The organism is Burkholderia sp. MR1-5-21 (assembly GCF_053427715.1).
The window spans coordinates 211,394-235,217 of sequence record NZ_JBSAXD010000009.1; the positions used below are offsets into that span (position 1 = coordinate 211,394).

Annotated in this window: 19 protein-coding genes; 11 read left to right on the forward strand and 8 right to left on the reverse strand. The window is 64.5% G+C overall.

Annotation, left to right across the window (positions count from 1 at the left end):
- Window positions 1-49: 49 nt before the first annotated feature.
- From ACV229_RS15210 to kdsD, 6 genes are all read right to left on the reverse strand, one after another.
- Entirely contained in the window at window positions 50-1,558 is a 1,509-nt protein-coding gene (locus tag ACV229_RS15210) for an RNA polymerase factor sigma-54 (protein ID WP_448083931.1), read from the reverse strand.
- A gap of 151 nt (window positions 1,559-1,709) precedes the next feature.
- Window positions 1,710-2,486: an LPS export ABC transporter ATP-binding protein gene (gene lptB, locus ACV229_RS15215; RefSeq protein ID WP_448083932.1), complete on the reverse strand. Its 777-nt coding sequence runs from the start codon at window positions 2,484-2,486 to the stop codon at window positions 1,710-1,712.
- Window positions 2,483-3,148, reverse strand: coding sequence for a lipopolysaccharide transport periplasmic protein LptA (gene lptA, locus ACV229_RS15220; protein ID WP_448083933.1), 666 nt, complete (start codon window positions 3,146-3,148; stop codon window positions 2,483-2,485). Before lptA ends, lptB begins: the two co-directional genes overlap by 4 nt.
- 20 nt (window positions 3,149-3,168) lie before the next feature.
- The gene (gene lptC / locus ACV229_RS15225; protein ID WP_448083934.1) at window positions 3,169-3,783 is read right to left on the reverse strand and encodes an LPS export ABC transporter periplasmic protein LptC; all 615 of its coding nucleotides are present in this window, start codon (window positions 3,781-3,783) and stop codon (window positions 3,169-3,171) included.
- A 3-nt stretch (window positions 3,784-3,786) separates the two neighbouring features.
- On the reverse strand, window positions 3,787-4,323 hold the full coding sequence (locus ACV229_RS15230) for a KdsC family phosphatase (protein ID WP_448083935.1): 537 nt from the start codon (window positions 4,321-4,323) through the stop codon (window positions 3,787-3,789).
- The gene (gene kdsD, locus ACV229_RS15235) at window positions 4,323-5,306 is read right to left on the reverse strand and encodes an arabinose 5-phosphate isomerase KdsD (protein ID WP_448083936.1); all 984 of its coding nucleotides are present in this window, start codon (window positions 5,304-5,306) and stop codon (window positions 4,323-4,325) included. Before kdsD ends, ACV229_RS15230 begins: the two co-directional genes overlap by 1 nt.
- Window positions 5,307-5,431: 125 nt before the next feature.
- Here kdsD and ACV229_RS15240 point away from each other — a divergent pair, with 125 nt between their 5' ends.
- The 5 genes from ACV229_RS15240 to purU all read left to right on the forward strand — a co-directional run bounded on the left by ACV229_RS15240 (window position 5,432) and on the right by purU (window position 10,569).
- Complete coding sequence (locus tag ACV229_RS15240; protein WP_448083937.1) at window positions 5,432-7,438, forward strand: cation:proton antiporter domain-containing protein; 2,007 nt, start codon at window positions 5,432-5,434, stop codon at window positions 7,436-7,438.
- An 84-nt stretch (window positions 7,439-7,522) separates the two neighbouring features.
- Window positions 7,523-8,089: an adenine phosphoribosyltransferase gene (locus ACV229_RS15245; protein ID WP_448083938.1), complete on the forward strand. Its 567-nt coding sequence runs from the start codon at window positions 7,523-7,525 to the stop codon at window positions 8,087-8,089.
- 28 nt (window positions 8,090-8,117) lie between these two features.
- Complete coding sequence (locus tag ACV229_RS15250) at window positions 8,118-8,732, forward strand: LysE family translocator (protein ID WP_448083939.1); 615 nt, start codon at window positions 8,118-8,120, stop codon at window positions 8,730-8,732.
- 11 nt (window positions 8,733-8,743) lie between these two features.
- Window positions 8,744-9,610, forward strand: coding sequence for a DUF4743 domain-containing protein (locus tag ACV229_RS15255; protein ID WP_448083940.1), 867 nt, complete (start codon window positions 8,744-8,746; stop codon window positions 9,608-9,610).
- Between the two features lie 74 nt (window positions 9,611-9,684).
- Complete coding sequence (purU, locus tag ACV229_RS15260; RefSeq protein WP_448083941.1) at window positions 9,685-10,569, forward strand: formyltetrahydrofolate deformylase; 885 nt, start codon at window positions 9,685-9,687, stop codon at window positions 10,567-10,569.
- 100 nt (window positions 10,570-10,669) lie between these two features.
- Here the strand turns inward: purU and ACV229_RS15265 are convergent, their stop codons facing one another.
- Together ACV229_RS15265 and uvrA are read right to left on the reverse strand one after the other, a co-directional pair.
- Complete coding sequence (locus ACV229_RS15265) at window positions 10,670-11,752, reverse strand: AI-2E family transporter (protein ID WP_448083942.1); 1,083 nt, start codon at window positions 11,750-11,752, stop codon at window positions 10,670-10,672.
- A 458-nt stretch (window positions 11,753-12,210) separates the two neighbouring features.
- Window positions 12,211-15,096, reverse strand: a complete 2,886-nt coding sequence (gene uvrA, locus ACV229_RS15270) for an excinuclease ABC subunit UvrA (protein WP_448083943.1) — start codon at window positions 15,094-15,096, stop codon at window positions 12,211-12,213.
- Between the two features lie 274 nt (window positions 15,097-15,370).
- Here uvrA and ACV229_RS15275 point away from each other — a divergent pair, with 274 nt between their 5' ends.
- The 6 genes from ACV229_RS15275 to ACV229_RS15300 all read left to right on the forward strand — a co-directional run bounded on the left by ACV229_RS15275 (window position 15,371) and on the right by ACV229_RS15300 (window position 22,743).
- Window positions 15,371-16,558 carry an MFS transporter gene (locus tag ACV229_RS15275; RefSeq protein ID WP_448083944.1) on the forward strand — a complete coding sequence of 396 codons (1,188 nt, stop codon included), beginning with the start codon at window positions 15,371-15,373 and terminating at the stop codon, window positions 16,556-16,558.
- Window positions 16,559-16,661: 103 nt separating this feature from the next.
- A complete protein-coding gene (locus ACV229_RS15280; RefSeq protein ID WP_448083945.1) occupies window positions 16,662-17,207 on the forward strand; it encodes a single-stranded DNA-binding protein in 546 nt (181 codons plus the stop codon).
- Between the two features lie 162 nt (window positions 17,208-17,369).
- A complete protein-coding gene (locus ACV229_RS15285) occupies window positions 17,370-18,569 on the forward strand; it encodes a tyrosine-type recombinase/integrase (RefSeq protein WP_448083946.1) in 1,200 nt (399 codons plus the stop codon).
- Entirely contained in the window at window positions 18,559-20,157 is a 1,599-nt protein-coding gene (locus ACV229_RS15290; RefSeq protein WP_448083947.1) for a tyrosine-type recombinase/integrase, read from the forward strand. Before ACV229_RS15285 ends, ACV229_RS15290 begins: the two co-directional genes overlap by 11 nt.
- Entirely contained in the window at window positions 20,150-22,219 is a 2,070-nt protein-coding gene (locus ACV229_RS15295) for a hypothetical protein (RefSeq protein WP_448083948.1), read from the forward strand. Before ACV229_RS15290 ends, ACV229_RS15295 begins: the two co-directional genes overlap by 8 nt.
- The gene (locus ACV229_RS15300; protein ID WP_448083949.1) at window positions 22,216-22,743 is read left to right on the forward strand and encodes a hypothetical protein; all 528 of its coding nucleotides are present in this window, start codon (window positions 22,216-22,218) and stop codon (window positions 22,741-22,743) included. Before ACV229_RS15295 ends, ACV229_RS15300 begins: the two co-directional genes overlap by 4 nt.
- Window positions 22,744-23,824 lie beyond the last annotated feature (1,081 nt).

The following is a 23,824-nucleotide window of genomic DNA, read 5'->3' on the forward strand; positions in this document are numbered from 1 at the left end:
CCGAAGGCGCGGCGGCCGGAACACGCCTGCCGCCGGGCAGGCAGCAGGCTTAAAGAGACTTGCGCAGATTCACTGCCGGGATCTTGAGGGCTTCGCGATACTTGGCAACCGTGCGGCGCGCGACCACGAAGCCTTGTTCTGCCAGCAGTTCGGCAATTCGGCTGTCCGAAAGAGGCGATTTTGGGTCTTCGGCTCCTATCAGTTGCTTGATCAGGGCACGGATGGCGGTCGACGATGCGGCGCCACCGGTGTCGGTCGAGACGTGAGATCCGAAGAAGTACTTAAATTCAAGCGTCCCGAACGGGGTCAGCATGTACTTCCCGGTTGTCACACGGCTGACAGTTGACTCGTGTAGGCCCAGCGTATCAGCAATCTCCCGCAAAACCAAGGGGCGCATCGCAATTTCGCCGTGCGCAAAGAAATTCTTCTGACGTTCGACAATAGCCTGCGCGACGCGCAGGATCGTGTCGAAGCGCTGCTGGATATTCTTGATCAGCCAGCGCGCTTCCTGCAGTTGCTGCTTGAGCGAACCGGCGGACGGATCGCCGCGGCTGTTGCGCAGGATGTTCGCGTAGAGATTGTTGATCCGCAGGCGCGGCACGACTTCCGGATTGAGTTCCGCCTGCCAGCCCTGGCCGGCCTTCTTCACGATGATGTCGGGCACGACGTAGTCGGCCTCGGCCTTGCCGTATGCGGCGCCGGGGAACGGCTCCAGCGAGCGGATCAGCGCGTGCGCGTCGCGCAGCGCGTCGTCGGTCGTCTTCAGGTGCTTGCGCAACCGTGTGAAGTCGCGCGCGGCCAGCAGTTCGAGGTATTGCGACACGATCTCGAGCGACAGCGTGCGCGCCGGGGACGGATCGAGCCGCAGCAACTGCAGCTTCAGGCATTCGGATGCAGAGCGGGCCCCGACCCCGGACGGGTCGAAGCTGTGCAGCAGCGCGAGCGCGGCGTTCAATTCGTCGCAGTCGACCTCGAGCTCGGGCGGCAGGTCGGCGAGCACCTCGTCGAGCGTCGCGGTCAGGTAGCCGTCGTCGTCGAGCGATTCGATCAGGAACATCACGAGCGCGCGGTCGCGCGGCCCGGCCTGCGTGACGCGCAGCTGCGCGGACAGATGGTCGCGCAGCGACGTCGCGGCTTCCTGCACCTGCAGCGGCGGGAGGTCGTCGTCGTCGGACGCGCCGCTCGCGCGGCCGAATTCGTCGAGGTTCCACTGCGGACCGTCGCCGCTGTCGCTGTTCGCGTAGCCGTCGTAATCGTCGCCGCCGGACGGCTCGTCGCGCTCGGCGCGCTCGCCGGTCTGGCCGGTGCCATTGGTGCCGGCCATCGGCTCGGGGTTCGATGCGGGCGGCGTCTGCGCGATCAGCGAACCGTCCGCTGCAACGCGCAGCGGGCTCGCGATCCATTCGTCGTCGTTCTCGAGCAGTGGATTCTGGGCGACCGCCATCGCCACTTCCTGCTGGAGTTCGAGCGTCGACAGCTGCAGGAGCCGGATCGACTGCTGCAGTTGCGGCGTCAGCGCCAGATGTTGCGACAGGCGGAGTTGAAGGCTGGCTTTCATGGCAAGGAGGGAGTCATACCCGGAGTTTGCCACGACGCAGGTGCATTGGGCCATCCGCGATTACGCGCGGCAAGGAATGGGGGCGAAACGGGGCGCGGCCCCGCGCGGCAGAGCCGGGCGGGGCCGCACAGGGCGTTGCCGTGACGGTGCGTTACATGCGGAAGTGTTCGCCGAGGTACACGCGGCGCACGCTTTCGTTCTCGATGATTTCGCTGGGGGCGCCGGCCGCGAGCACCGAGCCGTCGCTGATGATGTACGCGTGGTCGCAGATGCCGAGCGTTTCGCGCACGTTGTGGTCCGTGATCAGCACGCCGATGTTGCGCTGCTTCAGGAACTTGACGATCTTCTGGATCTCGAGCACCGCGATCGGGTCGACGCCCGCGAACGGTTCGTCGAGCAGGATGAAGCTCGGGTTGGTCGCGAGCGCGCGCGCGATCTCGACGCGCCGGCGTTCGCCGCCCGACAGCGACAGCGCCGGGTTCTCGCGCAGGTGGCCGATCTGCAGCTCGTCGAGCAGCGCTTCGGTGCGCGACGCGATCGCGTCCTTGGACAGGCGCTTGCCGTCGTCGCCGTATTGCAGCTCGAGCACCGCGCGGATGTTTTCCTCGACGGTCAGCTTGCGGAACACCGACGCTTCCTGCGGCAGGTACGACAGCCCGAGCGACGCGCGCTTGTGGATCGGCAGCAGGCTGATCGAGCTGCCGTTCAGCGAGATCTCGCCCGCGTCGAGCGGTACGAGCCCGACGATCATGTAGAACGACGTGGTCTTGCCGGCGCCGTTCGGGCCGAGCAGGCCGACGACTTCGCCGCTCTTCACGTCGAGCGACACGTCCTTGACGACCGTGCGCGAGCCGTAGCGCTTCTTCAGGTTGCGGACGACGAGCGAGCTGCTGGTGCCGGCCGGCTGGCGGTTCGGTAGTGCGTTCATTGGCCCGGCGCCCCCTGGATCGAGGTCGACGGCGCGAGCTTGGCCGGCGCGCCGTTCAGCGGCGCGGGGCCGCCGTTCTTCGGCGACAGCATCGCGCGCACGCGGCCGTTCGGGTTGCCTGGCGCCGCGACGTCCTTGCCGCCCTTCGCGGTGTAGAAGTCGTGCTGGCCATCGTACGTGACCACGCTGCCGTGCACGGTGTCGGCGATCGTCGACGTGCCCTGCAGGCGGCGCACCGTCGCGGCGGTCGTGAGCGTCGTCAGGTCCTGCTTGCCGTCGTAGTCGATGCGTTCCGAGTCGCCGTCGATGTATTCGTCGAGGCCTTCGCGCTTCTGGCGGAACGACGCGTGCTTCTTGCTGCTGCCGTACGACGTCGCGTACTGGTAGCCTTCCGGATCCTGCCGCACTTCGACGCGATCGCCCTTGATGACGATCGTGCCCTTCGTGATCACGACGTTGCCGGTCGCGACGGTCACCTGTTTCAGGTCGTCATAAGTCAGGTTGTCCGCCTCGACGTTGATCGGCTTGCTCTGGTCCGCCTTCTCGGCATGGGCGAGCGGCGCCATCCCGGCCAGCGGGAGCGCGACGAGCGTCGCGGCAAGCGCGGCGCGGACGGCGCGCGCGGCGCCGCCGGTATTCTGACGAGGGAACGATTCGTTCATGCAGTCACGTGTGGGATGCGTTACTTGGGTTGACCTTTCGAGCCGCCGGACGCATCCGACGCGGCAATCGTGCCGCGCACGTTGCCATACAGCTCGATGACCCGGGTGACGTTGTTGTACTTCATGCCGTCGGTCGCGTTGACGAGCGACAGGCCGCGCTGAAGTTTAACCGGCTTTTCGGTCTGGATCACATCGTCATTGACGAAGATCCGGAAATGCTGGGAATCGGCCTGCATCTGCGGATCGCCGCCGCCTGCCGCGCGCAGGATGCGCGCGTTGTCGTACAGGTCGACGATCGACACATCGCCGTTGACGGTGCCGCGCTTCGCGGTGGTCGTCACGACCGGCTTGCCGGGCTGGAACGCGCGCATCGCCGGATCGGTCAGGTCGCTCGATTCGGTATCTTCGTAGTGGATCAGCTTCTCCGCCGTCAGCCGGTACTGGGTCGCGCCGGACTGGTCGAGCTCGGTGACCGAGAAGTTGTCGGCGAAGTAGTCGGGCGTGTGGCGCTTTTGCTGTGCGGGGCCTTCGCCGGGCGGCGGCAGCGTCGCCTGCAGCAGCCACCACGTGATGCCCGCGAGCGCGGCGACCGCGGCGAGCGGCAGCAGCTGGGTCCAGCGGAAATGGGTATTCATCCGTCAGGCTCCGCAGGCGGCCGCAAGCAGCGCGTCGTAGCGGCGTTGCGCGCGCAGCACCGTGTCGCAGACTTCGCGCACGGCGCCTTGGCCGCCGCGGGCCTCGGCGACCCAGTGCGCGCGGGCGATCACCTCGGGATGCGCGTTCGCCGGCGCGGCCGCGAAGCCGCAGCGCAGCATCACGGGCAGGTCGGGCCAGTCGTCACCCATGTAGCCGCACGCGTCGGGCGCGAGGCCGAGCGAGCCGATCAGCTCGCCGAACACCGCCAGCTTGTTCTCGACGCCCTGGAACAGGTGCGTGATCTTCATTTCCTTTGCGCGCGCGGCGACGATCTCCGACTTCCGGCCGGTGATGATCGCGGTCGCGATGCCGGCTTCGCCGAGCAGCTTCACGCCGTGGCCGTCGAGCGAATTGAACGACTTCATCGCGTCGCCGGCGGCCGTGAACAGCAGGCCGCCGTCGGTCAGCACGCCGTCGACGTCGAAAATCATCAGTTTCACGCGGTTCGCGCGTTCGGCCGCAGTCAGCGGAGCGGTCATCAAATCACCTTCTTCGAGAACAGGTCGTGCATGTTCAGCGCGCCGATCAGCGCACCATCGGCATCGACCACCAGCATCTGGTTGATCCGGTGGCGCTCCATCAGTTCGACGGCCTCGACCGCCAGATGGTCCGGCGCGATCGTCCGCGGGTTGCGTGTCATCACGTCGGCGATCGGCAGCGTGCGGAAGTCGCCGTCGCACGCGAGCACGCGGCGCAGGTCGCCGTCGGTGAAGATGCCCGCGACCTTGCCGTCGGCGCCGACCACGGCCGTCATGCCCAGCCGCTTCGCGGTGATCTGGAACAGCGCGTCCGACAGCGTCGCGTCGAGCCCGACGGACGGGATCTCGTCGCCCGTGCGCATCACGTCGCGCACGTAGGTGAGCAGGCGCCGGCCGAGCGCGCCGCCCGGGTGCGAGCGCGCGAAATCCTCGGAGCCGAAGCCGCGCGCGTCGAGCACCGCGACGGCGAGCGCGTCGCCGAGCGCGAGCGCGGCCGTCGTGCTCGCGGTGGGCGCGAGGTTCAGCGGGCACGCTTCCTTCGACACAGCGGCGTTCAGGTTTACGTCGGCGAGCGTGCCGAGGCTGGAATCCGGGCGGCCCGTGATCGCGATCAGCTTCGCGCCGATGCGCTTGACGAGCGGCAGGATCGCGACGAGTTCTTCCGATTCGCCGGAGTAGGAGATGCCGATGAACACGTCGTCGGACGTGACCATCCCGAGGTCGCCGTGGCTCGCCTCGGCCGGATGGACGAAGAACGCGGGCGTGCCGGTGCTGGCCAGCGTGGCCGCGATCTTGCGGGCGATATGCCCCGATTTGCCGATTCCGGAAACCACCACGCGGCCGCTGCAGCCGAGCAGCAGCGCGACGGCTTCGACGAAGTCGCCGTCGAGCTGGTCACGGAGCGCGCGCACGGCGTCCGCCTCGATGTCGAGCACGTCGCGGGCGAGCGCGAGCGCCCGATCATCATTGATTTTCGCTATCATGCGCGGAGTATAGCAAAGGCGTTTGTTCGCCGCGCCGGCTCGTCGGACTCGTCCGATGTTGCCGGACCACCGCCACCACCCGCGCCCGCATTGCCGTGGCCCCGACGAACGAGGACGCTTTGCCCGTGATTTCCCCGCTCGAAATGACGCTCATGCTGCTGCTGGCTTCAGTGGTGGGCGTCGTCGTGTTCCGCTCGCTGAACCTGCCGCCGATGCTCGGCTACCTGACCGTCGGCATCCTGGTCGGCCCGCACGCGTTCGGCATCGCGGCGGATCTCGAACGGGCCGAGCATCTCGCGGAATTCGGCGTGGTCTTCCTGATGTTCTCGATCGGCCTCGAGTTCTCGCTCGCGAAGCTGCGTGCGATGCAGCGGCTCGTGTTCGGCCTGGGCCTGCTGCAGGTGGTCGCGACGCTCGTGCTCGCGCTGGTGCTCGGCATGCTGTTCGAGCGCTGGGTGCACATCACGTGGCAGGGCAGCATCGCGCTCGGCGGCGCGCTCGCGATGTCGTCGACCGCGATCGTGTCGAAGATGCTCGCCGAACGCCTCGAGATCGAGACCGAGCACGGCCGCAACATCTTCGGCGTGCTGCTGTTCCAGGATCTCGCGGTCGTGCCGCTGTTGATCGTGATCGCCGCGTTCGGCGCCGAGTCGTCGAAGGATCTCGCGCTGACGCTCGGGTTCGCGGCCGTCAAGATCGTGATCGCGCTGGCGCTGCTGCTGATCGTCGGGCAGCGCTTCATGACCCGCTGGCTCAACGTCGTCGCGCGGCGCCGCTCGCAGGAGCTGTTCGTGCTGAACCTGCTGCTCGTCACGCTCGGCGCTGCGTTCATCACCGACAAGTTCGGCCTGTCGCTCGCGCTCGGCGCGTTCATCGCGGGGATGCTGATTTCCGAGACGCCGTTCCGCCACCAGGTCGAGGAGGACATCAAGCCGTTCCGCGACGTGCTGCTCGGACTGTTCTTCGTGACGACCGGGATGCTGCTCGATCCGCGCGTGATCTGGGAGCACCCGCTTCTCGTGATTGGTTTCTTCGTCGGGCAGGTGCTGTTCAAGGGCACGATGATCACGGGGCTCGCGCGGCTGTTCGGCGCGACGCCGGGCGTCGCGATGCGCACGGGCCTCGGCCTCGCGCAGGCCGGCGAATTCGGCTTCGTGCTGCTGAACCTGATCCTCGACCGGCATCTCGTCGATACGACGTTGTTGCAGGCGATCCTCGCGTCGATGCTGCTGTCGATGCTCGCGGCGCCGTTCCTGATCCAGAACGCGGACCGGATCGTGATGCGGCTGTCGTCGACGGAATGGATGATGCAGTCGCTGCAGATGACCCGGATCGCGACGCAAAGCCTCAAGCAGCGCGGCCACGTGATCATCTGCGGCTACGGCCGCGCGGGCCAGAACCTTGCGCGGATGCTCGAACAGGAGGGCATTTCGTACGTCGCGCTCGACCTCGACCCCGATCGCGTGAGCGCGGCCGCGGCGGCGGGCGAGACGGTCGTGTTCGGCGACGCCGCGCGCCGCGAGTCGCTGCTCGCGGCCGGTATCCACCGCGCGGCGGCCGTTGCGATCACCTATGCGAACACGCCGTCCGCGCTGCGCGTGCTGCATCACGTGCACGAACTCGAGCCGACGCTGCCGGCGATCGTGCGCACCGTCGACGACGCCGACCTCGAAAAGCTGCTCGCGGCCGGCGCGACCGAGGTGATTCCGGAAATCGTCGAGGGCAGCCTGATGCTCGCGTCGCATACGCTGGTGTTGGTCGGCGTGCCGATGCGCAAGGTCGTGCGGCGCGTCGAGGAGATGCGCGACGAGCGCTACAGCCTGCTGCGCGGCTATTTCCGCGGTGCCGACGACACGGACGACGACGACCACGAGCAGGTGCGGCTACAATCGGTGCCGGTCGATGCGCGCGCGGACGCGGTCGGACGCTCGCTGGACGAGCTCGGGCTGTTCGCGCTCGGACTCGAGGTGACGGCGATCCGCCGGCACGGGATCCGCGGCGTCGAACCCGATCCGCAGACCAAGCTGCGCGCGAGCGACATCGTCGTGCTGCGCGGGCTGCCCGAAGCGCTCGCGCTCGCGGAGGAGCGCCTGTCGCGCCACCGGCGGGAGCCGCCGGCCGCGGCGGTCTGAGCGTCGGCCATCCACATACATAATCTGACCCGTATTGTCGAACGGTGCCCGAAACGTCGCGCACCGTTTTTTTCGGAGAGTTTCATGCCGCATTCGTCGTCGGGGGCACCGCTCGATCCTGCCGCCTTCATCCACAGCCAGATCCGCACGGTGCCCGACTGGCCGCAGCCGGGCGTGCAGTTCCGCGACATCACGACGCTGCTGCAGAGCCCGAAGGCGCTGCGCGTGCTCGTCGACCTGTTCGTCGAACGCTATGTCGATGCGAAGCTCGACTATGTCGCAGGCCTCGACGCACGCGGCTTCATCATCGCGCCGATCGTCGCGTACGAGCTGAGCGTCGGCTTCGTGCCGATCCGCAAGGTCGGCAAGCTGCCGTACAAGACGCAGCGCGAGTCGTACGAGCTCGAATACGGCAGCGCGACCGTCGAGATCCACGAGGATGCGTGCCGGCCCGGCGACCGCGTGATCGTGATGGACGACCTGATCGCGACGGGCGGCACGATGATGGCGGGGCGCAACCTGCTGCAGCGGCTCGGCGCGGTCGTCGTCGAGGGCGCGGCGATCATCGACCTGCCGGATCTCGGCGGCTCGGCGCTGCTGCGCAATGCGGGGCTGCCCGTCTACACCGTTACCGAGTTCGCCGGCCACTGAGCGCCGGCCCCCACGAAGCGAGGCCACAATGCCGAATTTCATGCTGTTTCTCGCCACGTCGATCGCGATCACGTTCGCGCCCGGCCCCGACAACCTGCAGGTGCTCGCGCGCGGCATCTCGCAGGGGCGTGCGGCGGGCCTCGTTGCTGCGCTCGGCTTCGCCGCCGGCGTGACGTTCCATACGACGCTCGCGGCGCTCGGTGTCGCGGCGGTGCTGCGTTCGTCGCCGGTCGCGTTCCAGATCCTGAAGCTCGCGGGCGCCGCGTACCTCGTGTGGATCGGCATCAAGGCGTTGCGCAGCCAGGGCCTCGCGACCGCGCACGCGCGTCCGCCGCAGCCGCTGTGGTCGATCTTCCGGCAGAGCGTGATCGGCAACCTGATGAATCCGAAAGTCACGCTGTTCTTCGTCGTGTTCCTGCCGCAGTTCGTCGATCCGCACGGCGTGCAGAGCGTGGCGCTGCAGATGTTCGAGCTCGGCGCGCTGTTCATGCTGCAGACGGCCGCGATCTTCTCGCTGTTCGGCGTGTGCGCGGGCGCGATCGGCACGTGGCTGAAGCGCCGGCCGAAGGTCGGCGTGTGGCTCGACCGGCTGGCAGGCGCGACGTTCATCGCGATCGGCATCCGTGTCGCGCTGAAGGACTGACGGAGCGGCCGATGACGTTTCCCTGCATCGCCGCCGCGCGCCATTTCGATCCGGCCGCGCACCTGCGCTTCGAGATCGCGGGCGTACCGGTCGGCTGGGTGCGCCGTGCCGACGCCGCACGGCTTGCGCGCTGGCCCGACGTGTTCGAACTGACGGACGAGCGCGTCGTGCTGTCCGAGCGCTACGACACGGTCGACGCGCGCAGCATGGCGCTCGCGAGCGCGATCGGCGCGCTCGCGGCCGAAGGCGCGATTCCCGGCTGGCGCGACGAGATCTACGCGATCCGCAACCGTTTCGACGATCCGCCGCTCGCGTACATCGAGCGGGCCGCGTCGCGGTTCTTCGGCACGCAGACTTATGCGGTGCACCTGAACGGCATCGTAGAATATACGGCTGCGCCGGGGCAGGAAGGCAGCGCGGCGGCGCCGCAGATGTGGCTCGGCCGCCGCAGCGCGACCAAGGCAACCGACCCCGGCATGCTCGACAACGTCGTCGCGGGTGGCATCGGCTGGGGGCTCGGCGTTCACGAGACGCTGACGAAGGAATGCTGGGAAGAGGCCGGCATTCCGGCCGAACTGGCGGCGCGCGCGATCGCGGGCCGCGCGGTGCAGGTGCTGTGCTCGCTGCCGGAAGGCACGCAGTCCGAACTGATCTTCGTCTACGACCTGCCGCTGCCGCGCGACTTCGCGCCGCACAACCAGGATGGCGAGGTCGCCGAGCACCTGCTGGCCGGCGTGCCCGAGGTGATTGGCTGGCTGCGGCACGGCGACGCGACGATGGATGCGAGCCTCGCGATGCTCGACACGCTGCTGCGGCATCGGTGGATCGCGTCCGCGGATGCGGCGGGGATCGACGCGCTGTTCGCGCCGGCGGCCTGACCCGCGCGCCGGGTGCGCCCGGGCGGCCCCGCACGGGCCATATCACGAATACGGAAACGAAGGGAGTAGCGGTCATGTCGGCCGATCACAGCTTTATCTTGAAACTGTCGTGCCCCGACCGGCACGGCATCGTCCACGCGGTCTCGGGCTTCCTGTTCGAGCGCGGCAGCAACATCCTCGATTCGGCGCAGTTCGGCGACAGCCGCACCGGCGAATTCTTCATGCGCGTGCATTTCGACCAGGACGGCAGCAGCGCGGACGTCGCGACGGCGCTCGACGCGCTGCGCACGCAGTTCGCGCCGCTCGCCGAGCAGTTCGCGATGCGCTGGGAGCTGCACGACGCGGCGGTGAAGCCGCGCGTCGTGATCATGGTGTCGAAGATCGGCCATTGCCTGAACGACCTGCTGTTCCGCTATCGCACGGGCCAGCTGCCGATCGAGATTCCGGCGATCGTGTCGAACCACAAGGATTTCTACCAGCTCGCCGCGAGCTACGACATCCCGTTCCATCACTTCCCGCTCGTCGGCGGCTCGTCCGACGCCGCGAAGGCCGCGCAGGAAGCGCGCGTGCTGGAAGTGATCGACGAGCACCGGACCGATCTCGTCGTGCTCGCGCGCTACATGCAGATCCTGTCGCCGAACATGTGCGAGCAGCTCGCCGGGCGCGCGATCAACATCCACCATTCGTTCCTGCCGAGCTTCAAGGGCGCGAAGCCGTACTACCAGGCGTTCGACCGCGGCGTGAAGCTGATCGGCGCGACCGCGCACTACGTGACGACCGACCTCGACGAAGGCCCGATCATCGAGCAGGAAGTGGAGCGCGTCGACCACAGCATGACGCCGGACCAGCTGACCGCGATCGGCCGCGACGTCGAGTGCGTGACGCTCGCGCGCGCGGTGAAGTGGCACGTCGAGCACCGCATCGTGCTGAACGGGACGAAGACGGTCGTGTTCCGCTGACGCGCCGTCCGACTGCGTCAAATGAAAAACGCCGCACCCGGCAACGGGCGCGGCGTTTTCGTCTGGAGCCGGTGCCGCGAGCGGGCCGCAGCGCAATGCGTCAGATCAGCCGCAGCATGTACAGCTCGCGTTTCAGGTATGCGTAGAAGATCGGCGCGGCGATCACGCCCGGCAGCCCGAAGGCGGCTTCCATCACGAGCATCGCGAGCAGCAGCTCCCACGCGCGCGATTCGATCTGGCCGCCGATGATCTTCGCGTTCAGGAAGTATTCGAGCTTGTGGATGACCACGAGGAAGACGAGCGACGCGATCGCGGTGCCCATGCTGACCGACAGCGACACGGCGACGATCAGCGTGTTCGAGATCAGGTTGCCGATCACCGGCAGCAGGCCGACGATGAACGTGACGAGCACGAGCGTTTTCGACAGCGGCAGCCGTTCGTGGAAGATCGGCAGCGCGACGAGCAGGTAGATGCCCGTGAAGAACGCGTTGATCGCGGAGATCTTGATCTGCGCGAACACGATCCGGCGGAACGCGTCGGCGAAGCGCGATACGCGCGTGACGAGCGCGGTCGACAGCGGCCGGCGCACCTTGCCGTGCTCGACGCCGATCGCGATCATCGCGCCGATGATCATCCCGAACAGCACGTGGCCGAAGCCGCGCGCGACGTTCTTGCCGCTCTGCTGCAGCTGGTCCATGTGCGCATGCATCATCACGGCGGCCTTCGCCTTCATCTGCTCGACGTCGACTGGCAGCAGGTTCGCGATCCAGGCCGGCGTGCGCGCGCGGGTCTGTTCGACGATCTGCATCACTTGGCCGAGCAGGCTTTGCAGGTTCGGCACCGCGTGCTCGAAATGTTCGATGATGCCGATCGTCAGGCTCGCGAGCCCGCCGACGATCGCGGCGGACAGCAGCACGACCGCGACCCAGCGCGCCCGCATGCTCGTCGTATGGCGCTCGATCACGGGCGCGATCGTGTGGATCAGCTGGTACACGAACAGTCCGGCCAGCAGCCCGCCGAGCAGCTTCAGGTCGAGGACGAGCCACATCGCGACGAGCGCCAGCAGGTAGCTGCCGATCTCGATCGCCGACAGCTTCGGCAGGCTGAAGTCGCTCGTCAGCCGCACGCTGCGCAGGTGCGGCTCCTTGTTCTGCGCTTCGCGGGGCGACTCTTGTTTCTCCATCGTGTTTTCCTGTGTCGATCGGAGTTGGCGCTTTAGCGCTTACTCCGATCCCATGCTTCGCGGTCGATCGGAGTTGGCGCTTTAGCGCTTACTCCGATCCCATGCTTCGCGGTCGGTCGGAGTTGGCGGGTTAGCACTTACTCCGATCCCATGCTTCGCGGTCGATCGGAGTGAGCGCTTCGGCGCTTGCTCCGGCCCCATGCAAAGCGATTGTTCGTGCGCCGGACCTTGCGAGTCCGGCCGGGCGGCGTCCGCCCGTCGCTGCACCGGATTGGTGCGGATGGCGAACCTTACGACCGTAAAGTATAGCCGTCATTATGGTCCGCAACCGGGCGTTTGGCGCGTGGTGTAAACGCAGAAGGGAAAACGATGAAGCGCGCGGCCGACGGCTGCCGATGGGTGGGGGAGGGGAGGCGGCGCGCGCGGCCTCCCGGCAGCGCGCGGTGACCGGAGCGGGATCAGCCCGCCGCGACCTTGCGGGCGTTGCGCTTGAGCAGCGGCGCGAGGTACCTGCCGGTGAAGCTCGCCTTCGTCTTCGCGACCTGTTCGGGCGTGCCCTGCGCGATGATCTGGCCGCCGCCGGCGCCGCCTTCGGGACCGAGGTCGATCACCCAGTCGGCCGTCTTGATCACGTCGAGGTTGTGCTCGATGATCACGACCGTGTTGCCCTGGTCGCGCAGCCGGTGGATCACTTCGAGCAGCAGCGCGATGTCGTGGAAGTGCAGGCCGGTCGTCGGCTCGTCGAGGATGTACAGCGTGCGGCCCGTGTCGCGCTTGGACAGTTCCAGCGACAGCTTCACGCGCTGCGCCTCGCCGCCGGACAGCGTCGTCGCCGACTGGCCGAGCCGGATGTAGCCGAGGCCGACGTCGAGCAGCGTCTTCAGCTTGCGCGCGACGACGGGCACCGCGTTGAAGAACTCGTACGCGTGCTCGACCGTCATGTCGAGCACTTCGCTGATGCTCTTGCCCTTGTACTGGACTTCGAGCGTCTCGCGGTTGTAGCGCTTGCCGTGGCACACGTCGCACGGCACGTACACGTCCGGCAGGAAGTGCATCTCGACCTTCAGCACGCCGTCGCCCTGGCACGACTCGCAGCGGCCGCCCTTCACGTTGAACGAGAAGCGGCCCGGATCGTAGCCGCGCTCCTTCGACGTCGGCACGCCCGCGAACAGCTCGCGGATCGGCGTGAACAAGCCCGTGTAGGTGGCGGGGTTCGAGCGCGGCGTGCGGCCGATCGGCGACTGGTCGACGTTGATCACCTTGTCGAAGTGCTCGAGGCCCTCGAGCGCTTCGTGCGGCGCCGGCTCCGCGGCCGAGCCGTACAGGTGGCGTGCGATCGCGTGGTACAGCGTGTCGTTGATCAGCGTCGACTTGCCGGAGCCCGACACGCCGGTGATGCAGGTCAGCAGCCCGACCGGCAGCTCGAGGTCGACATGCTTCAGGTTGTTGCCGTGCGCGTCGACGATGCGCAGCATCCGCTCCGGATCGGGGGCGATCCGCTCGTCCGGATACTCGATCGTGCGCTTGCCGACAAGGTACTGGCCCGTCAGCGACTGCGGGTTCACCTGCACCTGCTTCGGCGTGCCTTCGGCGACCACCACGCCGCCGTGCTCGCCCGCGCCGGGGCCCATGTCGACCACGTAGTCGGCCGTGCGGATCATGTCCTCGTCGTGCTCGACGACGATCACCGAGTTGCCGAGGTCGCGCAGGTGCTTGAGCGTCGCGATCAGCCGGTCGTTGTCGCGCTGGTGCAGGCCGATCGACGGCTCGTCGAGCACGTACATCACGCCCGTGAGGCCCGAGCCGATCTGCGACGCGAGCCGGATGCGCTGCGCCTCGCCGCCCGACAGCGTTTCCGCGCTGCGCTCGAGCGACAGGTAGTCGAGGCCGACGTTGTTCAGGAAGGTCAGGCGCGCGACGATTTCCTTGATCACCTTGTCGGCGATCTCGCCCTTCGCGCCGTCGAGCGTGAGCCCGTTGAAGTAGCCGAGCGCGTCGCGCAGCGGCCAGCCGCTGATCTCGTAGATCGCGCGCGCGTAGTCGCCCGTGCCGACCCGCACGTGGCGCGCCTCGCGGCGCAGGCGGGTGCCGTCGCACGACGGGCACGGCTGGTTGTTCTGGTACTTCGACAGCTCTTCGCGCACCGCGACCGAATCAGTCTCGCGGTAACGGCGCTCGAGGTTCGGGATGATCCCCTCGAACACGTGCTCGCGGATCGTCGTGCGGCCGCGCTCGTTCATGTACGAGAACGGGATCGTCTGCTTGCCGGAGCCGTACAGCAGCACCTTCTTGATCTTCTCGGGCAGATCCTCGAACGCGGCATCGATGTCGAATTCGTAGAACGCCGCGAGGCTCTGCAGCATCTGGAAGTAGAACTGGTTGCGTCGGTCCCAGCCCTTCACCGCGCCGGCGGCGAGCGACAGCGACGGGTGCGCGACGACCCGCTTCGGGTCAAAGAACGTGATCTGGCCGAGGCCGTCGCATTCCGGGCACGCGCCCATCGGGTTGTTGAACGAGAACAGGCGCGGCTCGAGCTCCTGCAGCGAGTACGAGCAGACCGGGCACGCGAACTTCGAGCTGAACAGGTACTCGCGGTCGGTATCCATCTCGAGCGCGATCGCGCGGCCGTCGGCGAGACGCAGCGCCGTCTCGAACGACTCGGCGAGCCGCTGCTTCATGTCGGGGCGCACCTTCAGGCGGTCGACGACGACGTCGATCGTGTGCTTGTCGTTCTTCTTGAGCTTCGGCAGCGAATCGACCTCGTAGATCTTCGCGACGCCCTCGTTCGCGGTGCCGCCGCCCGAGCGCACGCGAAAGCGCACGAAGCCCTGCGCCTGCATGTCCTCGAACAGCTCCGCGTGCTCGCCCTTGCGGTTCGCGACGACAGGCGCGAGGATCATCAGCTTGGTTTCCTCGGGCAGCGCGAGCGCGGCATCGACCATCTGCGACACGCTCTGCGCTTCCAGCGGGATGTCGTGGTCCGGGCAGTACGGCGTGCCGACCCGTGCGTACAAAAGTCGCAGGTAGTCGTGGATTTCCGTCACCGTGCCGACGGTCGAACGCGGGTTGTGGGACGTCGCCTTCTGCTCGATCGAGATCGCGGGCGACAGGCCCTCGATCAGGTCGACGTCCGGTTTCTCCATCAGCTGCAGGAACTGGCGGGCGTACGCGGACAGGCTTTCCACGTAGCGGCGCTGGCCCTCCGCATAAAGAGTGTCGAACGCGAGCGACGACTTGCCCGATCCGGACAGCCCGGTAATCACGATCAGCTTGTGGCGCGGCAGGTCGAGATTGACGTTCTTCAGGTTGTGGGTACGCGCCCCACGGATACGGATTTGTTCCATGAACCTGGCGAAAAAGGAGGGAACCAAACCTGCTACTATAGCGGCTTTTCGAGACCGTCGTTCGGGGCTCCCAGCCTTAGCAGCAGCTGTCAGCAAGGCGGCGCCTGCGCCGGCAACGCCGCCCTGCCGCATGGCTTTGCACGGCCTTTTGCGTCTCGAGCGGCCTGCCGGCGGCCCGCGTCACGTCCGCCTGCCCGACGCGCCGGACCCACGGCCCTGATCTTCCGCCGCCCGGCGCCGGGCGGATCATCCGATCATTCGAAATTCGTTCCCGATGTCCAATCCGTCCGCCACGTCTTCCCGCATGACCGCGCCCGAACTGCGTGCGACCACGTCGCTCGCGGCGATCTTCGCGCTGCGCATGCTCGGCCTGTTCATGATCATGCCGGTGTTCTCGGTCTACGCGAAAACCATCCCGGGCGGCGACAACGTGCTGCTCGTCGGTATCGCGCTCGGGGCCTACGGCGTCACGCAGTCGCTGTTCTACATCTTCTACGGCTGGGCATCCGACAAGTTCGGCCGCAAGCCGGTGATCGCGACCGGCCTCGTGATCTTCGCGATCGGCAGCTTCGTCGCAGCGTTCGCGCACGACATCACGTGGATCATCGTCGGCCGCGTGATCCAGGGCATGGGCGCGGTGTCGTCCGCGGTGCTCGCGTTCATCGCGGACCTGACCTCCGAGCAGAACCGCACGAAGGCGATGGCGATGGTCGGCGGGTCGATCGGCGTGTCGTTCGCAGTCGCGATCGTCGGCGCGCCGATCGTGTTCCACTGGGTCGGGATGAACGGGCTGTTCGCGGTCGTCGGCGTGCTGTCGATCCTCGCGATCGGCGTCGTGCTGTGGGTCGTGCCGGATGCGGCGAAGCCCGTGCACGTGCCCGCGCCGTTCGCGGAAGTGCTGCACAACGTCGAGCTGCTGCGCCTGAATTTCGGCGTGCTCGTGCTGCATGCGACGCAGACCGCGCTGTTCCTCGTCGTGCCGCGCCTGCTCGTCGACGGCGGGCTGCCGGTCGCGGCGCACTGGAAGGTGTACCTGCCGGTGATGGGGCTCGCGTTCGTGATGATGGTGCCCGCGATCATCGTCGCGGAAAAACAGGGCAAGATGAAGCCGGTGCTGCTCGGCGGCATCCTGGCTATCCTGATCGGCCAATTGCTGCTGGGCAGCGCGCCGCATACCATCCTGATTGTGGCAGCGGTGCTGTTCGTCTATTTCCTGGGATTCAACATCCTGGAGGCGTCGCAGCCGTCGCTGGTCTCGAAGCTCGCGCCCGGCTCGCGCAAGGGCGCAGCCACGGGCGTGTACAACACGACGCAATCGATCGGGCTCGCGCTCGGCGGTGTCGCGGGCGGCTGGCTGCTGAAGCATGGCGGCGCGGACACGGTGTTCTACGCGTGCTCGGGGCTCGTTGCCGCGTGGCTTATAATCGCGGCCAGCATGAAAGCGCCGCCGCGCAAGGCCTGACCCCTCATTCCGGGCACGCATCGGCAGCGCTTGCCGGGCTGCCCGGCGGGCCGGCTCGACAGCGTTCGAGCGCGGCCCGGCATCGAATTTACTGGAGAAACACATGGCATCCGTCAACAAGGTCATCCTCGTCGGCAATCTCGGCGCCGATCCTGAAGTCCGTTACCTGCCGAGCGGCGACGCGGTTGCGAACATCCGTCTCGCGACGACCGACCGTTACAAGGACAAGGCGAGCGGCGAGTTCAAGGAAATGACCGAGTGGCATCGCGTCGCGTTCTTCGGCCGCCTCGCGGAAATCGTCAGCGAATACCTGAAGAAGGGTTCGTCGGTGTATATCGAAGGCCGTATTCGTACCCGCAAGTGGCAAGGCCAGGACGGCCAGGACCGTTACTCGACCGAAATCGTCGCCGACCAGATGCAGATGCTCGGCGGCCGCGGCGGTGCGGGCGGCGGCGGTGGCGGTGACGAAGGCGGTTACGGTGGCGGCTATGGCGGCGGCGGCCGTGGCGAGCAGATGGAGCGTGGTGGTGCCGGCGGCGGTCGTGCCGGCGGCGCGGCGCGCGGCGGTGGTGCTGGTGCGGCGCAGAGCCGCCCGAGCGCGCCGGCTGGCGGCGGCTTCGACGAGATGGACGACGATATTCCGTTCTAGACGGAATATTCATCATTGGTGTAAAGAGGGCCTCGGATTTTCCTGCCAAATCAACAGGTTGGTGGGATTTTCCGGGGCTTTTTTCTTTGACGCATACGACCTGCTAGGCGGAATGTTCTGAACTGGTAAAAATGGGCGCCATCTCACTGGTGGAGTCCCAATTTGAATCTCTACTCAATCCGCGACGTGCACCTCGAAGGTGGCGAGCGCCTGCCGCTGCTGGTTCATGACGATCCGCTTGGTTTGCCAGTCGTTCACACAACCGAATACTGCCTGACCAAACTGCGTACACGCAGCTTGAGGCGGTCAAGCATACGTCAGCGTGTCGACGCCCTCAAGATCACACTTCACTTCCTCGATTCGCGCCAGATCGACCTAGTCGAACGAGCGGCTGAGCAGAACTTTCTGACTCTGAATGAGCTCGTGGCGCTTGCCGATCACTGTCGCGCGCGTCGAAAGCCGGCTACAGGCAGTTCGTTGGTCAGTGCCACGCAGGCGCCGGTGCGCTTTTCGACCGCACTGGATTACATCGTCTGGGTCTCGGAGCCGGTCATCGCTCGAATGACGGATCCACGTCAACGCGAGTCCGCAAACTTTGGGCTGCAGCAATTCCAGCGGCGCGCCAGATCGGTCGCCCCGAAGTCTCGCGGAAAGAATTCTCACATTGACGGGGAGCGGCATGGCTTGCAGGACAACCAGCGCGCGCTCTTTCTGCGTGTGATCCAGCCCGGGGACCCAGATAATCCGTACTCGGTAGCATTCCAGGTCCGCAACCGTGCAATGCTACTGACCGCATACAAGCTTGGCGCCCGGTCCGGGGAGATTCGCGGACTGAAGAAGGTCGATCTGAACCTCGACAGCGACCCCGCCGATCTCAGCATTATCCCCCGGTATCACGACGCCGATGATCGCCGACTTGATCCCGCCGCAGCCAAGACTAACGGCAGGATTCTCGAACTCGATACCGAACTGCGAGATGCCCTGGATGTGTGGCTTGAGGACCGGAAAGTCCGGGCACGCTGGCCGCGTGCGCATCGCAATCCCTACGTGTTCGTCAATCGGTTCGGCGATGCAATCGAGGGCCGAGGCTATCGCCAGGTGATCGAAACGCTCCGGCGCGCTCATCCGGAGCTTGCACCGCTGTGCCACCACATCCTTCGACATGACTGGAATGACCGCTGGGTGCTGATGGTTGAAAGCGACGGCGTCGAGTTCGAGAAGGCGCAGGCAGAGCAGAAATATGCGATGGGATGGTCGCACCGATCGAAGATGCCGCAGGTGTACGGAAAGCGTGCAACCGCCAAGGCCGCCAACAAACGAATTCTCAAGCTGCAGAAGGGGACACCGCAAGATGATGAATAAGTCTGCGCAGCTTGACTGGATTGGTGACCAACTAAACGTTGGCAAATCGGTTGACGAAGAGGACTCTGAAGTCAGGAATGTCGAAGCAGAAATTGGAGGCGACGTTTGGAGGCTAGGTGCGGAGGCAATGATTGGGTGGACACAATTGCCGCCGGTAGGTGAGTCAGTAGAAGTCTCTTTGCGTATGTTCTTCCGATACTTGAAGAACGATCGTGCGCCTGCGACAGTTGAAAACTACTTTCAAGGAATCCTGACGTTTTTTAGGTCGGCGCTCGAAATAGGTGCCAACGTGACGGATCTGGCGACATTCGATGTAGCGCTCGTTCATCGACTTCGCGCGCACATGTCGTCACGGTTCGCCGCTGCTACGGTCGCGAGGACGCTACACGCTTTCCGATACTGGTACCTATGGTGCTGCGATGCAGATATCGACGGGTTTGATTTCGATACGGCGGTTGCGCTGGATGGGCTCGTGATTGGAGGCGGACCCAAAGGCGAAGCGGTTCTCGGACATGACCCGAAGCTTGGCCCCCTGCATTCAACCGAGTTTGACCGGCTCTTCCTCGCGCTGCGCGAAGCAACCGCCAACGAAACGATGCCGGATCAGGACCTCGCGGCAGCATGGCTCTTTGTCGCGTTTGGATGCAATCCCAAGAACCTTTATCTGCTGCATGACGAGGATCTGCTCAAAACGAAAATGGCGGATGGCACGGTCAAATACGAGTTGCGCATTCCGCGAATCAAGAAGCCGGGCGTCGAGGAGCGCTCCCAGTTTCGGACGCGACCGCTGCGGCTCGAGGTCGGCACGCTGCTCGAACGTCTCGTCAAACAGAACGCCGGGGCACGGAGGCTCATTCAGTCCGCGATGCCCGGCAAGCATTTCGCGTCCGCAATGTTCCGATTGGAGCAGCCGCGCGAAACTTTGATGGGCAGTGAGTTTGAGACGCAGGCCTACCGGTGGCGAACCTCACATTTCAACAAGGCGCTGATGCGGGTCGTGCGATACCTGAAGCTGACCGGAAAAGACGGCGAACCACTGAATCTGACGCCACGCCGGTTACGCTATACGTTTGCGACTCGCCTGGTCCAGGACGGCGCCTCGCCCGTGATACTCGCCGATGCGCTGGATCACACTGATCTGCAGCACGTGATGGTGTATTACAACGCGCGTTCCGACATTGTTGTCAAGCTGGACCGAGCAATGGCCATGAAACTGGCGCCGTGGGGCCAGGCCTTCATGGGAACGATTGTGAAGAACGAAGCGGACGCAGCTCGTGGCCAAGATCCGGCGAGTCGCGTGAAGCATTTCGATCGGAAGGCTGAAAGGCTGGCCGATGTGGGGTCATGTGGCAGCTTCGGTTACTGCGGGCTGGCGGCCCCGGTTGCATGCTATACCTGCGCGAAGTTCCAGCCATGGCTCGAGGCACCGCACGGTGTCGTTCTCGACGCACTGCTCTCAGATCGGGACGCTCATCTCAAGCGGGGTGCTGATCCCAAGATGACCCAGGCGCGGGATCTGACCATTGCGGCGGTGGCGTCCGTGATCATGCTCTGCGAACGCATGAAGGACGGTGTCAGTCATGGGTGATGCGAAAATCCGGAAGGCGGCCGAGAGGACTGCACAGCAGAACCTGTCTGCGTTTGTCGAATCGATGCGCAGGCAGAATCCGCTGGGTGTTCTGGACTGGGATGCCATGACGTGGGAATTCGGAAAACATAAGCGAACATCGGCCGGTCGGGAAGACCGGATCTGGTTTAACTGCAACTTCGTGAAAAGGGTCACGAAAGACAACGCCGAGGCCTTTCCGCAGTCTTCTGGTGACCTGCTTCGCGCGATTGTCTGTTCGCGCGAGCTGGGCAGGCCACGTCCGCTCGACACCAATGATCACATGGTCTTGGTGCGGGCCTTTCGTTACCTGTACTCGGTGGCCCGATCGCGCGCAGCAGATCCAACCGGACTGCGCCGGATCGATTTTGACGAAGCGGCGGTCGCCTGCCGCCATATCGAGGCCGATAGCTCAGCCTATCGGATCGGCTGCAAGCTTCAGGAAATCGCACGGGTGATTGACCGTGAATATCTGGCTCCGGTGAGGCTGAACTGGGTTAATCCTATCTCGCGTGACACATACGCTGGCGGAGCGCTGCAGGACAGAACAAGCGATCAATTCTTCGAGCGAAGGCTTGATCGGTTGCCTACCGATGACATCATGGACGCTTTGGCAGATATTTCGAACCGGTCCGACCTTTCATCGGCCGATCTTTTGCGTCAGCGTGCGATCGAACTGTTTTTGTGCGGTGGCTTCCGGTGTAACGAACTGCTAACGTTGCCACGGGATACATGGGTCGAAGAGGCGCAGGTCGATGTGCACGGCGTGCCTGTGCTAGACAGATTCGGTCAACAGATAATTCGAAGTGGACTGCGATACATTCCAGAAAAGAGGCGGCTCGAAGCGATCGAAATCAAGTGGCTACCAACAGCAATGGTGGACGTTGCGCGGCGTGCGATCGGTGACATCCTGTCGATTACTGCTCCGTTCGTAGAGATCGCCCGATATATGAATGAACATCCAGGCTCGACCATTTTGCCGGAGCCGTGGCATTCGATGGATGATCGCGCGCTGTTAAGCATGGCAGAGGTTGCGTCTGCTATTGGGATCACGCATGGAAGACAGGGCGGTTACCAGTTCGCTCGTCTGGCAAAATTGCCGCTAACAACAATGCGGCCAGAAACGCACTTGCGCGGTCGTAGTCGTGGAGAGATTCTGGCTGTCGAAAAAAGACACCTGGTCGGGGAAATTATTCGTCGTTCTTCTGCTTCGATAGTATTTCCAGACGGGCAGGTGCATTTCCGATTACATGAGTGTCTTTTTGTAATAGGTGTCAATTTTGTGGGAGGGCGGCGTTCCACGCTCAATGGTACGGCGACACTGTTGACTCAAGGTCAGATCGACGACTATCTCAGCGATCGGAGTGATGAAGGCAGTTCTCTTGACGGGACACTGTCAATATTCAGTCGCTTGAAGTATGTCGGTTCAGACGGAACACCGATTCGTGGCACAACGCATCAATTTCGTCATTGGCTGAACAACTTTGCCCACGAAGGCGGATTGTCGCAGTTGGAGATCAGTCGGTGGATGGGAAGAAAGTCGATCAAGGATAATTCCGCATATGATCATCAGACGGGTTTCGAGCTGGCGAAACGCACTCGCGAACGTCTCGAAAAGGGGGAGATGATCGGTAGCGTTAGCAATACGCTGCGCCGGATCAAGAACCCCGTTCGTCGAGCTGAGTTCGTGAACTCAGCGGTAGCGTCTACTCACGTGACGGATTTGGGGATGTGCATTCAGGATTTGTCGGCGATCCCGTGCGACAGACACAGGGATTGTGTGACCTGTAACGAGCATCTGCTAGAAAAGGGAAATCAAGCGCAAAGGCAGAAGGCACAGGATATTCACCGCGAATCCGCTCTTCTGCTTCGACTTGCCGAAGCGGAGCAGCGTGACGGCAGCTATGGTGCCGATAACTGGCTGGAACATCAGATGCTGACGCTGAAGCGGGCAACCGCGATTCTGGCAGTTCACAATGACGAGTCCATTCCGGATGGGACCCTGGTGCAGATCCCGGTCATGATCGAAGAGGAGCCGAAATGAAGGGAAATGCGCAGTCAGGAGCACGCGTCCGTCGCGCAAAACGACACCCGCGGCTTTCAGAGGCAAACGCACGTTTGATCGCAAGACTGATTGGCGAGTGGCCAGTTGGCATTCCCATGACTTGGAGCGATGTCGTGGGATTGGCTTCGAAGCATCTGCATGTCCAGTGGAGCCGACAGACCCTCGAAAAGCGACAGGCAATCAAGGATGCGTATTTGCAAAAATTCGCGGAACGCAATGGAGGGGATAGGGCGCACGGACGGCGTAAAGCATCTGCCAGTGACTACACTGATCACCGCATTTCGAATCTGAAGGCGGAAAATGAGAAGCTTCGCGAGAGGCTACTCGAATACGATAGACGACTCGTCCGATATGTGGCCAATGCGCTCGCTCATGGCCTTAGCGAGGAACAACTGAACGCACCGTTACGGCCGGTGATTGAGCCGCACACGCCTGTCAGACAGAGTAGGCTCGGTCAAAAAATATCGGCAATTCGTGGTGTGGCGGCAAAACGCCAAGATTAGCCATGCAGGCGCCGAGGCGGAGCAGCCGCGCATGCGTGTGCTCCGCCGCTGACGCAGTAGAAAAAACAGGATGTGCCAGATACACATTTTCACGGTGCGCGGTTCTGGCCGCTGCCAGATGAGCCGCAGGGCGGTGGCTGGAACAACCGCTATCTGTCCATCTGTACTCGAACTCTGGCACATTCCTTTCAATCATTGTTGTCATGTGCCCAACGCGGTCGCAATCGTGCGTTGGGAGACCTCGTCGATCTCAAACCCGGCCAGCAGTTTCGCAGCCGGCGTGGCGCTCGCCAGTTCCTTCACCACGTTCGGCCCATCGTAGAGGAAATTCGTCGCTGCCCCGCTTACCGTCTTGCCGGCTCGCCGCCCCGGCGTATCGTAGGCAAGGCTCGCGGTCGCCGTCCCGGCCAGCGAGACGAGCCGGCCGCGCGAGTTCCGCCCATACGTGAGACTGCCGTCACCGGTGAGCTTGCCGTTCGCGTCGTAGGTCAGCGTGGCACCGGACCAGTTGAGGGTCGCCCGGGATTCGTGAATATCTGAAGCTTCAGATATTTTCGATTACCGGCCAACCCTCTACAGGGCACCGTGCGATCACCTTGCGCGATTTTGGACGCCGCACTCCGTTCGAGTGTGCGGCATCACCGCCGTCGAGAATCAGTTGCCCTACCGAAACTTGTTGCGCGCGAAGAGCTTGCGCACCATCGGTTCGAAGAACTCCAAGGGCAGGTTGTCGTAGTCGGGATCGAACGAAACCTGATCCCATTTCTCACACCAGTCGACGGCGCGCTGATACAGCGGATGGTCGCGATAGCGATCCCGCTCATTCCGGTTGCGACCGACGTGGTGATAGTAGTAGTACCCCTGGAATACAGCGTGATGCTTGAGGATCCAGAGATTCTCCTCCGAGATATACGAACGGAGGATTGCGACAGCGAGTTCGCAATGATTCCCACCCCTTACATTACGCGTGTTTTAGCCAAAGATGAATGGCCGAGAGCCTTGTGTACGCCTGAGACTTGATGGGGCGGCAGTCGCGGAGTGTTGTCGGCAAGCCCCCTCAGCCTCGCGTAAACCCCAGTTA

Excerpts from the sequence above, each read along its gene's own strand:
- ACV229_RS15210 (WP_448083931.1), bottom strand. The coding sequence starts at position 1,558 with ATGAAAGCCAGCCTTCAACTCCGCCTGTCGCAACATCTGGCGCTGACG.
- lptB (WP_448083932.1), bottom strand. The coding sequence starts at position 2,486 with ATGAACGCACTACCGAACCGCCAGCCGGCCGGCACCAGCAGCTCGCTC.
- lptA (WP_448083933.1), bottom strand. The coding sequence starts at position 3,148 with ATGAACGAATCGTTCCCTCGTCAGAATACCGGCGGCGCCGCGCGCGCC.
- lptC (WP_448083934.1), bottom strand. The coding sequence starts at position 3,783 with ATGAATACCCATTTCCGCTGGACCCAGCTGCTGCCGCTCGCCGCGGTC.
- ACV229_RS15230 (WP_448083935.1), bottom strand. The coding sequence starts at position 4,323 with ATGACCGCTCCGCTGACTGCGGCCGAACGCGCGAACCGCGTGAAACTG.
- kdsD (WP_448083936.1), bottom strand. The coding sequence starts at position 5,306 with ATGATAGCGAAAATCAATGATGATCGGGCGCTCGCGCTCGCCCGCGAC.
- ACV229_RS15245 (WP_448083938.1), top strand. The coding sequence starts at position 7,523 with ATGCCGCATTCGTCGTCGGGGGCACCGCTCGATCCTGCCGCCTTCATC.
- ACV229_RS15250 (WP_448083939.1), top strand. The coding sequence starts at position 8,118 with ATGCCGAATTTCATGCTGTTTCTCGCCACGTCGATCGCGATCACGTTC.
- ACV229_RS15255 (WP_448083940.1), top strand. The coding sequence starts at position 8,744 with ATGACGTTTCCCTGCATCGCCGCCGCGCGCCATTTCGATCCGGCCGCG.
- purU (WP_448083941.1), top strand. The coding sequence starts at position 9,685 with ATGTCGGCCGATCACAGCTTTATCTTGAAACTGTCGTGCCCCGACCGG.
- ACV229_RS15265 (WP_448083942.1), bottom strand. The coding sequence starts at position 11,752 with ATGGAGAAACAAGAGTCGCCCCGCGAAGCGCAGAACAAGGAGCCGCAC.
- uvrA (WP_448083943.1), bottom strand. The coding sequence starts at position 15,096 with ATGGAACAAATCCGTATCCGTGGGGCGCGTACCCACAACCTGAAGAAC.
- ACV229_RS15275 (WP_448083944.1), top strand. The coding sequence starts at position 15,371 with ATGTCCAATCCGTCCGCCACGTCTTCCCGCATGACCGCGCCCGAACTG.
- ACV229_RS15280 (WP_448083945.1), top strand. The coding sequence starts at position 16,662 with ATGGCATCCGTCAACAAGGTCATCCTCGTCGGCAATCTCGGCGCCGAT.
- ACV229_RS15290 (WP_448083947.1), top strand. The coding sequence starts at position 18,559 with ATGATGAATAAGTCTGCGCAGCTTGACTGGATTGGTGACCAACTAAAC.
- ACV229_RS15295 (WP_448083948.1), top strand. The coding sequence starts at position 20,150 with ATGGGTGATGCGAAAATCCGGAAGGCGGCCGAGAGGACTGCACAGCAG.
- ACV229_RS15300 (WP_448083949.1), top strand. The coding sequence starts at position 22,216 with ATGAAGGGAAATGCGCAGTCAGGAGCACGCGTCCGTCGCGCAAAACGA.